The 13,613-nt window shown below is 69.5% G+C and carries 12 protein-coding genes; 8 read left to right on the top strand and 4 right to left on the bottom strand.

The window, feature by feature from the left end; all coding sequences use genetic code 11:
- Positions 1-29: 29 nt before the first annotated feature.
- The 4 genes from ACODT5_RS37675 (at position 30) to ACODT5_RS37660 (ending at position 2,306) form a co-directional block, all read left to right on the top strand.
- On the top strand, positions 30-347 hold the full coding sequence (locus ACODT5_RS37675) for a cupin domain-containing protein (RefSeq protein ID WP_422523518.1): 318 nt from the start codon (positions 30-32) through the stop codon (positions 345-347).
- A 164-nt stretch (positions 348-511) separates the two neighbouring features.
- Entirely contained in the window at positions 512-730 is a 219-nt protein-coding gene (locus ACODT5_RS37670; protein WP_243331368.1) for a DUF5326 family protein, read from the top strand.
- Positions 731-1,021: 291 nt separating this feature from the next.
- Positions 1,022-1,759: an IclR family transcriptional regulator gene (locus ACODT5_RS37665; protein WP_385368743.1), complete on the top strand. Its 738-nt coding sequence runs from the start codon at positions 1,022-1,024 to the stop codon at positions 1,757-1,759.
- A 97-nt stretch (positions 1,760-1,856) separates the two neighbouring features.
- A complete protein-coding gene (locus tag ACODT5_RS37660; RefSeq protein ID WP_243331178.1) occupies positions 1,857-2,306 on the top strand; it encodes an SsgA family sporulation/cell division regulator in 450 nt (149 codons plus the stop codon).
- A 187-nt stretch (positions 2,307-2,493) separates the two neighbouring features.
- Here the strand turns inward: ACODT5_RS37660 and ACODT5_RS37655 are convergent, their stop codons facing one another.
- On the bottom strand, positions 2,494-3,900 hold the full coding sequence (locus tag ACODT5_RS37655) for a YibE/F family protein (RefSeq protein ID WP_422523517.1): 1,407 nt from the start codon (positions 3,898-3,900) through the stop codon (positions 2,494-2,496).
- 211 nt (positions 3,901-4,111) lie between these two features.
- On the opposite strand from ACODT5_RS37655, the gene thiC reads away from it, so the two are divergent.
- Positions 4,112-5,899, top strand: a complete 1,788-nt coding sequence (thiC, locus tag ACODT5_RS37650) for a phosphomethylpyrimidine synthase ThiC (RefSeq protein WP_422523516.1) — start codon at positions 4,112-4,114, stop codon at positions 5,897-5,899.
- A 119-nt stretch (positions 5,900-6,018) separates the two neighbouring features.
- Here the strand turns inward: thiC and ACODT5_RS37645 are convergent, their stop codons facing one another.
- Positions 6,019-7,131: a tetratricopeptide repeat-containing glycosyltransferase gene (locus ACODT5_RS37645; RefSeq protein ID WP_422523515.1), complete on the bottom strand. Its 1,113-nt coding sequence runs from the start codon at positions 7,129-7,131 to the stop codon at positions 6,019-6,021.
- A 1,325-nt stretch (positions 7,132-8,456) separates the two neighbouring features.
- On the opposite strand from ACODT5_RS37645, the gene ACODT5_RS37640 reads away from it, so the two are divergent.
- The 3 genes from ACODT5_RS37640 to ACODT5_RS37630 all read left to right on the top strand — a co-directional run bounded on the left by ACODT5_RS37640 (position 8,457) and on the right by ACODT5_RS37630 (position 11,280).
- Positions 8,457-8,936, top strand: coding sequence for a hypothetical protein (locus ACODT5_RS37640; protein WP_422523514.1), 480 nt, complete (start codon positions 8,457-8,459; stop codon positions 8,934-8,936).
- A gap of 177 nt (positions 8,937-9,113) precedes the next feature.
- Positions 9,114-10,163, top strand: a complete 1,050-nt coding sequence (locus tag ACODT5_RS37635) for an aldo/keto reductase (RefSeq protein ID WP_422525154.1) — start codon at positions 9,114-9,116, stop codon at positions 10,161-10,163.
- 250 nt (positions 10,164-10,413) lie between these two features.
- Entirely contained in the window at positions 10,414-11,280 is an 867-nt protein-coding gene (locus ACODT5_RS37630; RefSeq protein ID WP_422523513.1) for a collagen-like domain-containing protein, read from the top strand.
- A 3-nt stretch (positions 11,281-11,283) separates the two neighbouring features.
- Here ACODT5_RS37630 and ACODT5_RS37625 read toward each other — a convergent pair whose 3' ends face one another.
- On the bottom strand, positions 11,284-12,096 hold the full coding sequence (locus ACODT5_RS37625) for a hypothetical protein (RefSeq protein WP_422523512.1): 813 nt from the start codon (positions 12,094-12,096) through the stop codon (positions 11,284-11,286).
- A gap of 148 nt (positions 12,097-12,244) precedes the next feature.
- On the bottom strand, positions 12,245-13,501 hold the full coding sequence (locus tag ACODT5_RS37620; RefSeq protein WP_422525153.1) for a metallophosphoesterase: 1,257 nt from the start codon (positions 13,499-13,501) through the stop codon (positions 12,245-12,247).
- Positions 13,502-13,613: the final 112 nt, after the last annotated feature.

The following is a 13,613-nucleotide window of genomic DNA, read 5'->3' as shown; positions in this document are numbered from 1 at the left end:
GACGAGAGAGCACAAGGGGTACAAAGACGATGAAGGCCTTCCGGCTGGACGAGCTCGAGGCCGAGCGGGCCGCGAACGAGGGTGCCTACCTGCAGTTCCTGCGCGAGCGGAACATGTCGGTCGGGCTGTACGCGCTGGACGCCGGGCAGAACGATCCTCAGCAGCCGCACGGCCAGGACGAGGTGTACTTCGTCGTCAGCGGCCGGGCCTCGATCACCGTCGGGGAGGAGACGACGACGGTCGCCAACGGGAGCGTGGTCTACGTGCCGGCCGGGGTGCCGCACAAGTTCCACCACATCACCGAGAACCTGAAAGTAATGGTCGTCTTCTCTCCGCCGGAAGGGTGAACGGACCCCTGGGCTGAGGGTTCGGGACCCCGTTCCCCTAGGGGTCGGATCAGGGGACTACGAGGGCTCGCGGGCCCCCGCCCGGGGCCGTGGCCTCCTAGCATCGAGAGCAGGAGTTCACCGGCTAGACGGACTAGGAAGAAGAGGTCGAGGACATGGAAGGCATCCGAGGGATATTCGAGGGCATGCCCTGGTGGGTCAAGTGGGTCGCCGTCCCGCTGCTGGTGCTGTTCGTCTTCGGTGGTGTGATCACCAGCATCATCGGTGCGCTGATCGGCTTCCTCTTCAAGGCGCTGCTCCTCGTGGCCCTCGTCGGAGGCCTGATCTTCGTCGTCAGGAAGTTCAAGGGCACCGAGTCGAAGTCCTCCGCCGGAGAGTGGTAGAACTGGCGCAAGCAGGGTCACAGTGGGATTAACCCAGCTGAGGGAACGTGAAGCGCTAAACCGCTCACAGCCCGGGAATCGGCGGATAGAGTGGCAATCTGTGCCGTTCCCTGGGCACCGAACGCCGGTACTGCCGCTCTGACCTGCGGTTCTTTGTTACAGCCACCGAGCACGACCCCCAGGAGTCACGGCACACGCGGGGGCGGCCCCCGCAGGGCGGGCCCCCCCAAGGCCCGCCGCCACGCCTGGGGGTGAGCTTTGTCTTCGGTTCACAATGCCGGTGTGCCGACTCTGATCGGTTCGGTGCAGCGGGCACTGAGGCTGCTCGAAGCGGTGGGTTCCCATAGCGAGGGAGCCCCGGCGAAACAACTGGCGCGCGAGGCCGGGCTCCCGCTTCCCACCGCGTACCACCTGCTGCGCACCCTGACGCACGAGGGCTATCTGCGACGGGAGAGCGGGGTCTTCGTCCTGGGGGACGCCGCGGGCCGTCTGGCCGGTGGCGGGCTTCAGCAGAAACGTCGCAGCATGATCCTCGACTCACTCGCGCACTTCCGCGACGCGGTCGGTGCCCCCGTCTACTTCGCGGTCTACCGCGAGGGTGAAATCGAGGTCGTGGGTGTCTCGGACACCCCGGCGAACCCGGCCTGTGAAGAGTGGGCCGACTTCCGCGAGACCGGCCACGCGCACGCCATCGGGCAGTGCCTGCTCGGCCAGCTCGACGAGAAGGCGCGCAAGGACTACTACGACCGTCACCCGGTCGAGGCCATCACCCCTTACACCGTGCGGGATTTGAGGGCTCTGGAGCTGCGGATCGGCTCCATGGAGCGGATGCAGCCGGTGACCGAGCGCCAGGAATACGCCCTGGGCACGGTGTGCGCGGCCATCCCCATCACGGCCGGCGACACCGCCGCGACCATGGCGATTTCTCTCCCTCTGCACCAAGAAAATCGATTGCTGTATGCGGTCGATCGGCTACGGAGTGAAGTAGGCGCGCTGTTGAGCACCCTCTCGTTCTCTATCAGTATCTGAAAACTCACTCCTTGTGATCTGCAAGCGCTTACACCACTCTTGTCAAGAGGGCCTTGGGGGATCATTCCTGGCCACTTCCACTACAGCGGGGTAGGCAATGCGCGAGTCGGTACAGGCAGAGGTCATGATGAGTTTCCTCGTTTCCGAGGAGCTCTCGTTCCGGATCCCGGTGGAGCTCCGGTACGACGCTCGTGACCCCTACGCAGTTCGCCTGACCTTCCACCTTCCCGGAGACGCGCCCGTGACCTGGGCGTTCGGCCGGGAGCTCCTTCTGGACGGCATCAACAAGCCGTGCGGTGACGGCGATGTCCACATCGCCCCGACCGATCCGGAGGAACTGTCCGATGTCCACATCCGGCTGCAAGTAGGCGCAGACCGGGCACTCTTCCGCGCGAGCGCGGCGCCACTCGTGGCGTTCCTCGACCGCACCGACCGGATCGTTCCGCTCGGCCAGGAGCGCAACCTCGGCGACTTCGAGGAGAACCTCGACGAGGCGCTCGACAAGATCCTCGCGGAGTCGCAGCAGAACGAGCAGAACGCGGGCTGAGCGAAGCCCGGCCGGACGTCCGCTGACCAGGGCGTGCCGGCACCCATCACCGCACGATCTGCACCACCTGCATCACCGGATCCATGCACCACGGCTCAGCGTGCCGACGCGCTGAGCGCTCCACCTTGCCGTTCCTCACGACCGGCCGTGTGCGCGAACTGACCGGTCGCGCCCGCCGGTCCGCCTTTCAGCGCTTGCGTCGCCGACCCCGGCCGCCGCGGAGCGGCCCCGCGGCCGCTGTGGCCGCCGGGGATTCCGCGCGGTCGGCGGACACCACCAGCGCGGCCAGCGCCGTCGTCACGGGTACCGAGGCGACCAGTCCGATCGAGCCCACGAGAGTTCGTACGATCTCTTCCGCGACCAGCTCGCTGTTGGCCACCGAACCCATGCTGCTGTTCGCGATCGAGAACAAGAGGAGCAGCGGCAACGCCGCTCCCGCGTAGGCCAGTACGAGGGTGTTCACCACTGAGGCGATGTGGTCGCGGCCGATGCGGATGCCCGCCCGGTAGAGCCCGCGCGGGCCCATCGACGGGTCTGCCTGGTGGAGTTCCCAGACCGCCGAGGTCTGAGTGACGGTCACGTCGTCAAGTACGCCGAGCGATCCGATGATGACACCCGCAAGCAGCAAACCGCTCATGTCGATGTTCGGGTACAGCCCGTGGATCAGACCGGTGTTGTCGTCGGTGTTGCCGCTGAGGAAGGCCCAGTCGATGAACAGCGAGCCCAGCAGGCCGATCAGCAGCAGCGAGATGATGGTGCCGAGGACCGCGACCGAGGTGCGGGCCGTCAGCCCGTGGCACATGTAGAGCGCGATCAGCATGATCGCGCTGGCTCCGACCACGGCCACGACCAGCGGATTCGACCCCTGCAGGATCGCGGGGAGGATGAAGAGGGTCAGCACCGCGAAGCTGACGGCAAGGGCGATGAGCGCGAACAGTCCGCGCATCCGCCCGACGAGGACCACCGCGAGGGCGAAGATGCCCGCGAGCAGGGCCATCGGCAGCTTGCGGTTCACGTCGATCACCGAGTACTGGAGGTCCTGGGGCGCGTCCGGCGCGTAGGCGACCACCACGTCCTGGCCGTCCGCCAACTGTCTGGGCGCGCCCGGCTGGACGATCTCGACGAACTCGCGGCCCTTGTCCGGGCCGCTGCCGACCCTGACGGTGGCCTTCTTGCACTCGCCGGTCTGCGCGGCGAGGGCCTCGCGCCCCTCGGGGGTGGAGGTGTCGCCGGTGGCCGGCACCTGCGCGGCGTTCACGGATTTGCAGTCGACGTTTTGCAGCGCGACGACCGTGGCCTGCTGGGTCTGCCGGTCGAAGCCGACCCCGGTGCGTTCGTGGCCCGGCGCGCCACCGGGCCAGAGCACCGCCATGCCGATCACGACGGCGGCCGCGAAGGGGATCAGAACGGCCGCGATCACCTTGCGCAGGTGCTTCGAGACGGGAGCCGCCGGGCCATGGCTGTGCGCATGGCCGTGGGAGTGTCCGGGAGACCGGTCCGGCGAGTGACCGGGGTCCGCGTGCGCGTGGCCCGCGTGGTCGGCGTGACCAGCGGGATCCGTGGGTTCGGTGGGGGGCTGCGGCGAGGACGTCACTGACTGATCATCGCAACAGATGAGGGGGCCCACTGTTCAGCACGCCACACATGACGCTAGCGTGGGGGCTACTTTGCACAACGCGGGAGCTCGGAGCACCGGGCTGAGAGGGCGCTGATCACCGTTCGCATTCGAATATGCGTACGGGAGGAGGCTGCGTCGACCGCCGAACCTGTTACCGGGTAATGCCGGCGTAGGGAGATTAGGTCTCATGACCATTCAGGACGCACGCACGCCTGCCGTCAGCCAGGACGCCGACGGCCAGACCGAGCGCCAGCCCGGCTGGCACAAGGGATACGTGGCGGGCTCCCGCCCCGACATCCGGGTGCCGGTTCGCCAGGTCCACCTCACCAACGGCAAGGACGTCACGCTCTACGACACGTCCGGTCCGTACACCGACCCGCAGGTCGAGACCGACGTCCGCCGCGGCCTGCCGCCGCTGCGCGAGAACTGGATCATCAGCCGCGGTGACACCGAGGAGTACGCGGGCCGCCCCGTGCGCCCCGAGGACGACGGCATCAAGCACACCTCGCCGCGCGGTGGCCTCAAGAACCTCGACGCGGTCTTCCCGGGCCGTCCGCGCCAGCCCCGCCGCGGCCGTGGCGGCGTCGCGGTCACGCAGCTCGCGTACGCCCGCCGGGGCGAGATCACCCCGGAGATGGAGTACGTCGCGATCCGCGAGAACGTCTCCCCCGAGGTCGTCCGCGAGGAGATCGCCGCAGGTCGCGCGGTCATGCCGGTCAACGTGAACCACCCCGAGATCGAGCCGATGATCATCGGCAAGCGGTTCCTGGTGAAGGTCAACGCCAACATCGGCAACTCCGCCGTCACCTCCTCGATCGAGGAGGAGGTGGACAAGATGACCTGGGCGACCAAGTGGGGCGCCGACACGGTCATGGACCTCTCGACCGGCCGCAACATCCACACCACCCGCGAGTGGGTGCTGCGCAACTCTCCCGTGCCGATCGGCACCGTGCCGCTGTACCAGGCGCTGGAGAAGGTCGACGGCCGCGCCGAGGACCTGACCTGGGAGATCTACAAGGACACGGTCATCGAGCAGGCCGAGCAGGGCGTCGACTACATGACGGTCCACGCCGGCGTGCTGCTGTCGTACGTGCCGCTGACCGCGCGCCGCAAGACCGGCATCGTCTCGCGCGGCGGTTCGATCATGGCCGCCTGGTGCCTGGCGCACCACAAGGAGAACTTCCTCTACACGAACTTCGAGGAGCTCTGCGAGATCCTCGCGGCGTACGACGTCACGTACTCCCTGGGTGACGGTCTGCGCCCCGGTTCCATCGCGGACGCCAACGACGCGGCGCAGTTCGCGGAGCTGAAGACGCTGGGCGAGCTGAACACGATCGCCAAGCGCCACAACGTGCAGACGATGATCGAGGGCCCCGGGCACGTCCCGATGCACAAGATCAAGGAGAACATCGACCTCCAGCAGGAGATCTGCGAGGAGGCGCCGTTCTACACGCTCGGCCCGCTGACCACGGACGTCGCGCCCGCGTACGACCACATCACCTCGGGCATCGGCGCCGCGATGATCGCCTGGTGGGGTACCGCGATGCTCTGCTACGTCACGCCCAAGGAGCACCTGGGCCTGCCGAACCGCGACGACGTGAAGACCGGTGTCATCACGTACAAGATCGCGGCCCACGCGGCGGACCTGGCCAAGGGCCACCCGGGCGCCCAGGAATGGGACGACGCCCTGTCGGACGCGCGGTTCGAGTTCCGCTGGGAGGACCAGTTCAACCTGGCCCTCGACCCGGACACGGCCCGTGAGTTCCACGACGAGACCCTCCCGGCCGAGCCGGCCAAGACCGCGCACTTCTGCTCCATGTGCGGTCCGAAGTTCTGCTCGATGAAGATCTCCCAGGACATCCGCCGCCAGCACGGTGGCGACCTGGGCGCCGAGGAGATCGAGGCGGGCATGGCGGAGAAGTCCGCCGAGTTCGCGGCCGCGGGCAACCGCGTGTACCTGCCGCTGGCCGACTGACCCCGGCCCAGGCACACACACGGACGGCCCGCGACACCTAGGGGGGAGTCGCGGGCCGCCGTTGCGTACGTCGTGTCGGACCGGGCGGGGGTGGGCAGGTACCGGTCCGGGGCGCAAGGTCAGGCGAACGCCCGGGAGCCCACGCCCAGCTTGCGCCGCGCGAACTCGAGGTTCGCGAGGATCCGGTCCTGCTGGTCGTCCGGCAGCTTGCCGTCCTGGAGCAGGCGTTCGCAGCAGTCCGATGACTCCTGGTACTCCCCGGTCCAGTAGGCGGCCACCGCGAGTTCGTCGAGAGCTCGCCAGTCGTGCCATGCGAACTCGACGAAGAGGATGTCGTCCGGATACGGCACCCGTACCGCCTGCCGGGCGAACATGTAGGCGAGGGGCCAGCGGCTTTCGAGGCGGCAGAGGCGGGCGAGGTCGCCGAGTGCCTCGGCGCGTGAGGGACGGCTCTCGTGTGCGCGGAGGTAGCGGTCCATCACCTCGGCCGGCGGCCTTTCGAGGGTGACCGCGAGCCGTGCGGCGTAGAGCTGCGCGCAGTAGGTCTCCTCGGCCCAGCCGCCCATGGCCACGCGGTGGTCGTAGGCGGCGAGGGACTTCTCCGGCTCGCCCGCGTCGCGCCAGCTCTGGGCCAGGTAGAACGCGTAGCGGGTGTTGTCGGGTTCCTTCGCGAGACCTTCGGTGAGGACTTCCGCATCGCGCAGGTACTTCGCCCGCTGGCCTTCTTCCCGGAGGCGGCCTCCACCGCCGACGGAGAGGATGTTGAAGCCCTCGATCACGTCGCGGTCGTGCTCGGTGCCACATTCGATGTACTCGTGGAGCACGCCCACGTACCGCCAGGGCAGCCGGGTGGAGACCAGCGCCGGCCGCCAGTGGACGATCGGGCCGTCGTGCAGCGCGACCTGGTACGCGTCGTGCGTCAGCTCCGGCAGGCGGAACCCGGGCTGGATCTGCATCTCGTCGTCGCCGTCGATGAACAGCAGGTAGTCGGCGCTGGCGCGGGCGAGTTCGATCGCCTCGGTGCGGCTGCCGTCGAATCCCTTCCACGGCCGCTCGTGGAGCGCGCCGGGCAGGTCACGGAAGCAGTCCCGGATGACGTCCTGGGTGCCGTCCGTGGAGCCCGTGTCCACGATCACCCAGGTGTCGATCAGGGGGCGCACCGACTCCAGGCACTTCCTGATCGTCGGCGCCTCGTTCTTGACGATCATGTTCAGACAGATGGTCGGCCTCACCGCAGCACCCTCTCGTCGGACGGATCGCGGGCGACGTTAGGGAGTGCAGCTGCCGATGGGTCGGCGGCACGCCGGTGGCGCTGCCACCCGGTGGGCGGCGGCGCATCCGTTCGGGGGTGTCTGATAAGCCGTTCTGCTGATTAAGGTCCCGGGCATCTCAAGATCCCGACGGCTCCGTCCGTAAGTCCCAAGGACGTTCGAACTCGCAGCCGGGGCGCCAACCGTTCCGGCTCGCATTCCGTTCCGAAGGAGCGCTGCAGATGAGTCGTGAGCACCAGACCAAGCTCCGCCTTGGTCCTGTCCCCCGCAACCGTGCCTGGATCGCGGGAGGTGCCCTGGCCTCGCTTTCTCTCGTACTCGTGGGCATGGCCACCCCCGTCATCGCGGCGGTCAATCCGACGGTCACGGCCGTGAGAGCCACTGCCCCGTCGGGCGGCGGCGGCGGAGGCGAGGACTGCGAGCCGCACGGCGGGCCGCCGGAGGACAGGTACCGGGGCGGCGGGGACGACGACGGGCACGGCGGCTGGGGGGACCACGACGGGAACGGCGGCTGGGGGGACCACGACGGGCGCGACCACCACGACGGGCACGACCACGGGTGCCCGCCCGTCGGCCCGACGGGCCCGACGGGGCCGACCGGTCCCGCCGGCGCTACGGGCGCTACGGGTGAGACCGGTCCGGCGGGTGCGACGGGCGCTACGGGTGAGACCGGTCAGGCCGGTGCTACGGGTCCGACGGGTCCGACGGGTCCGACTGGTCCGACGGGTGTCGATGGTGCGACCGGTGCGACCGGTGCGACCGGCGCTACGGGTGAGACGGGTCCGACGGGTCCGACGGGTCCGACGGGTCCGACTGGTCCGACGGGTGTCGATGGTGCGACCGGCGCTACGGGTGAGACCGGTCCGACGGGTCCGACTGGTCCGACGGGTGTCGATGGTGCGACCGGTGCGACCGGCGCTACGGGTGAGACCGGTCCGACGGGTCCGACTGGACCGACGGGTGTCGATGGTGCGACCGGTGCGACCGGCGCTACGGGTGAGACCGGTCCGACGGGTCCGACTGGACCGACGGGTGTCGATGGTGCGACCGGTGCCACGGGTGAGACGGGTCCGACTGGTCCGACGGGTGTCGATGGTGCGACCGGTGCGACCGGCGCTACGGGTGAGACCGGTCCGACGGGTCCGACTGGACCGACGGGTGTCGATGGTGCGACTGGTGCGACCGGTGCGACGGGTGAGACCGGTCCGACTGGTCCGACGGGTGTCGACGGTGCGACCGGTGCCACGGGTGCGACTGGTGCGACTGGTGCGACCGGCGCGACGGGCGTGACGGGCGCGACCGGCGGGTGCACGGGCGTCTCCGTGTACAAGCCCAACGCCAACGACGAGGTCAAGGGGGTCATCGTAGACGGCCAGGCGTGGGCCGGAATCCGCACACTGACCCCGAACCCGACCCCCTTCGAGTGGAACGACCTGTCCGACAACACCGGCTATCCCGCCGGGGCGTGCGGCATCGCGGTCAGCAACCACAACAATCAGACCCACGTCGAGATCGTGGCTCCCGACCCGATGACGGGCCTCACGACGGTCTGGGAGACCGACTGCACCGTGGTCCAGGGCAATCCGGCGTCTCTCACGTGCACCGCTGCCTGGACCTCAGTGAACCCGCTGGTCGACAACCCGCCGCTGCAGCGCCAGTCCGCGCTCAAGATGCCGCCGGTCAAGAAGCCGGCCGCCAAGCACTCGGCTGCCAAGAAGCCGGCTGTCAAGCACGTGGCGGACAAGGGCAACAAGTTCCGCCCCTGACACCCCGACGGGTAACCCCGGCGAAAGCAACAGCATGACCCAGCAGTGAACCCAAGCGGCCCGGAGTGCCGTCGGACATCAGTCCGGCTGGTGCTCCGGGCCGTTCCACGTCGTGCCCCGTCGACTCGGGAGCTTGTGTTCGAGTGCGCTCCAGCTTTTACAGTGCGGCCCATGAGCATGCGATACCGAATTCTGGGCGGGACCGGCATCGAGGTCAGCGCGCACTGCCTCGGCACGATGATGTTCGGCGCGGTGGGCAATCCGGATCACGAGGAGTGCGTGCGGATCATCCACGCCGCGCTCGATCACGGGATCAACTTCGTGGACACCGCGGACATGTACTCCGCAGGGGAGTCCGAGACGATCGTGGGCAAGGCCCTCAAGGGCCGGCGGGACGACGTCGTGCTCGCGACCAAAGTGCACTTCCAGATGGGCGAGGGCCGCAACCGCAGCGGCAACTCCCGGCGCTGGATCGTGCGTGCCGTCGAGGACAGCCTGCGCCGACTCGACACGGACTGGATCGACCTCTACCAGGTGCACCGCCCGGATCACGGCACGGACGTCGAGGAGACCCTGTCCGTCCTCGGCGATCTGGGCCGGGCCGGCAAGATACGGGCCTTCGGCTGCTCCACCTTCCCGGCCGAGGACATCGTCGAGGCGCACCACGTCGCCGAACGCCGGGCTCTGCCGAGGTTCCGGACCGAGCAGCCGCCGTACTCGATCCTCGCGCGCGGGATCGAGAGCAGTGTGCTCCCGGTCGCCCGGAGATACGGGATGGGCGTCCTGACCTGGAGCCCGCTCGCGTCGGGATTCCTGAGCGGGAAGTACCGGCTCGGCAGCGCGATCGACATGACCTCGGGGCGTGCGGCTCTGACTCCGGCCCGCTTCGACCCCGCGCTTCCGGGCAACGTCGCGAAACTGGAGGCGGTGGAGCAGCTGGTGGAGCTCGCCGACTCCATCGGCTGCACGCTGCCCGAGCTGGCCGTGGCCTTCCCTCTGGCGCATCCCGCCGTCACCTCGGTGATCATTGGGCCGCGGACCATGGAGCAGCTGGAAGCCCTGGTGAAGGGCGCGGCACTGGTCCTCGATGACGCAACCCTCGACCGGATCGACGAGATCGTGGAGCCGGGCCGGAATCTGTACCACCCGGACGGCGCTTGGCGCTCCCCGGCGCTGGCGGACGTCACGCAGCGCAGGCGGCTTCCGGGAGACCGGTCCGCCGGCTGATCGGGCAGACGCTCCGATGTTTCACGTGAAACAGCGACGGGTGTTTCACGTGAAACAGGGCGCATGCGACGCGGCCCCGTGTGGCCGTGCGGCAGACCGCCAAGTGGCGGTGTGCGCTGCGCCGTTCCGCTGACGGATGGGCGCGCCGGTCGGACTCGCGGCGTCGGGGTCCTCATGATGGCCCGCGGAGACCGGTCGTACGTCCGGGCTTCGCAGGTCGATTCGATCCGGTGTGTGCGAGGAGCGGTACATGAGTTCTGAGAACAAGGCCCGTGTCTACCTGGGGCCGCTGCCCCGACGAGCCGGCTGGCTGACGGGAGGCACGCTCGCCACGGTGGCGCTCGTGCTGGCCGGTCTGGCGACCCCGGCGGTCGCGCTGGCCGAGGCGCCTGGGAGTCCGGACCACTGCAAGTCCCAGCACAAGAGAGCGGGTGCGCCGGCGGCGGCTCACGGCGACGACTGCAAGGTGGGCCCGCGGGGCCCGCGCGGACCCAAGGGGCCCAAGGGTGCGACGGGCCCGACCGGGCCGCGAGGCTATCCCGGTGCGACGGGCGCCACCGGTCCCACGGGCGCCACCGGTTCCACCGGTGCGACGGGCCCGACCGGGCCGCGAGGCTACCCCGGTGCGACGGGCGCCACCGGCCCCACCGGTTCGACGGGTGCGACCGGGCCTACCGGTCCCACCGGTGCGACGGGTGCCACCGGTCTGACGGGCGCTACCGGGCCGTGCAGTGACATCGACAGCTACTCGCCCTCGAACACCGAGGACTTCCACGCGGCCCTCACGGGCGGGGTCGCGTATGCGGGACGGGCGTCCGTGCCGGGCGGCGTGCCGGTCTGGCAGAACATCAGCGACGCCGACGACAACCCGGGCTTCCCCGTTGGACTTGCCTGCGGCATCTCCATCGCGGCTCAGGGCAATGACGCGTACATCAAGGTGCTGACCACGACCGGCCAGGTGTTCCAGACGCACGGTGACACCATGGGCGGCACCTTCGTCTGGGACGAGGCCTGGACCCAGCTCCTGCCGGCTCCGAACCCGGCGCTCGGACTTCGCAGCAAGGGCATTGAGTGGAAGGGCGACCTGGCCTACTCGGGCTCGCCGAACGGCCAGTAGCCGTCACTCCGGGTCGGTCTCCGGGCCGCCGAAGTCCGGGCTGGTGAAGTCCGGAGACGAGTAGCCGGGACGGGGCCCCTCCGCAGGGGCCCCCGGACTGGTGAAATCGGGCCGGGTGTATCCCAGGTTGGGGATGCGCCCGGCTCCTGGCTTTCGGGGGGCCGGCAAGCCGGCCCCCGCGCTGGGATCGGCCAGCGCGTCCCGGAGGAACGGCACGATGCCCCGCTCCAGCAGGGCGTTGCGCCAGGCCTCCCGGGCCCGCGCCACCTCGTCGGGTACCGCCTCGGTCTCGTCCGCCACCACCTCGGTGGAACTGTTGCGGACGGCCGTCACGAGCAGCCCGATCACGGCGAAGAGCAGTGCGGCGGCGGTGAGCCCGCCGAAGAGCCAGCCCGCCGTCAGCATCGTGTCGGCGAAGGCCGGTTCGGGTTCGATCATCTTCAGGATGTAGCCCACCAGCAGGAAGATCAGCATGGCGGTGCCGGCCAGGACCGGTGCGAGGACCGCGACCACGGCGCTGACGCCCGCGCCACCGCCCTGCCCGTCGTCTTCCTCCCCCGTCGTCCCCGGGGTGGACAGGATCTCGTCCTGCCGTTCTTTGCGGACCTTCACGTAATGGTCGTACTCGGCTGCGGCCGCGGCCGTCAGCAGCGAGGTGGCCCCCATGGCCATGGTGCGCAGCTGTTCGGCGTTCAGCCGCTCGCCGAGGGCGGCGAGCTCGGGCCGGGCGTTCGCCGTGCGCAGCGCCTCGTCGAGGAGCCGATCGAACTCCGGTCGGTCTTCGGTGAGCAGGTGCGGAGCGCTGGTCATGTGCATCCCCCGATGCTCCGTAAGGACCGGTATCCCCGCGTAGAACGGGGCGCCGGCACAAACGGAGGAGAGCCTGCTACGGATAGAGCGATGGTAGAGCGCCCACACCGTGCGTCGACAGGGGCTTTCCGGAAATACCCAGCTCCGGGAAGCCTCAGTCGTTCAGCGGGAGTTGCACGACGAGCAGTTTGCCCGCCATCGTCACGCCACCGTCCATGGCGATGGCCAGGCCTTCCGCGTAGACGTGGGGGCCGACGACGGCCTCGGGACCGTGCGCTCCGTCGCCGTCCTCGGTGCCCACCTCGCCCAGCAGGTACGGGATGGGGCTGTGGCCGTGCACGACGCGACTGCCGCCGTAGGTGCCGATGAGCTCGCGTACGGCCTGGGGGCCGGTCTCCTCGTCGCGGAAGGCGAAGCGCTTGGTGAACTTGCGGAACAGGTCCCAGGTGATGTCGGCGTCGTTGCGGTTGAGCAGCTCGTGAATGGTGTCGTTGACGTCCTCGACCGAGTCGCCGTAGTCGAGGTAGGCGGTGGTGTCGGAGTGGAGGAGCAGGTGGTCCTCCACGAGGACCGCCGCGTCCAGCCGGGACATCCACTGGAGGTGGACGTCCTGCAGCCGGTCCATGTCGGTGCGCTGGCCGCCGTTGAGGAGCCAGGCGGCCTGGAAGGTGGCGGTGCCGGCGCCGGAGACGATGGGGGTGTCCCCGAACCGCTTGGCGCCGATGAGCAGGAGCTCGTGGTTGCCCATGAGGGCTTTGCAGTAGCCGCCCGCGGCGGCGGCTTCGGCGGAGAGCCGCATGACGAGGTCGATGACCCCGATGCCGTCGGGGCCGCGGTCGGTGAAGTCGCCGAGGAACCAGAGCCGGGCGTTGCCGGCGGACCAGTTGCGGTCGGCGTCGATGAGCCCCTGGAGCTGCAGTTCGGCGACGAGTTCGTCGATGTAGCCGTGGACGTCGCCGACGACGTAGAGCGGGCCGGGGCCCTCGCCGGGGGTCTCCTGGGGGACGTACTGGATCTGGACGGTGTCGCCGGGGCCGCCGAGGGCACCGCGTCCGATGACGGGGAGGTCGCGCTGCGTCGGGGTGTACCCCTCGGGGTCGTCGTCCTCGGTGGCGTGGCCCATCGGGCGGCCGGGCTCGCCGAGGGCGTGGGCGGCGCCGTACGGGGCTTCGTGGCCGTACCCGTGCTGCGCGGGGACGGGAGCCGGGCCGGCGTCGTAGTACGCGGGGTACTCGCCGTAGACGGGGGCGTCCGCCCCGAGCCCCGCGGGTCCGCCCGATCCGGCGGCTACGGCCCCCTGGGGGACGGTATGCGAGGCGGGTTCGGCGACCGGCAACCGGAAGTCCCGCTCGGTGTCCGTCCGCACCGCGGGTCCCTGACCGGCCCCCTGAGTCATCGACCCCTCCACCACCGTCGCGCTGCCGTACACCTGCGGACCCTTCCGCCTCTGGGGCGGAGGGTCCGTGATGTCGTGCGCCCATCATAGGAATGCAGCTCGCGCTCTGTGACGCACCAGGGGTGGT

This window comes from Streptomyces tatrensis, assembly GCF_049310065.1.
In the GTDB taxonomy this organism is placed as follows: domain Bacteria; phylum Actinomycetota; class Actinomycetes; order Streptomycetales; family Streptomycetaceae; genus Streptomyces.
Note: the sequence above shows the minus strand (reverse complement) of the source record. Positions and strands in the feature narration are given on the sequence as shown.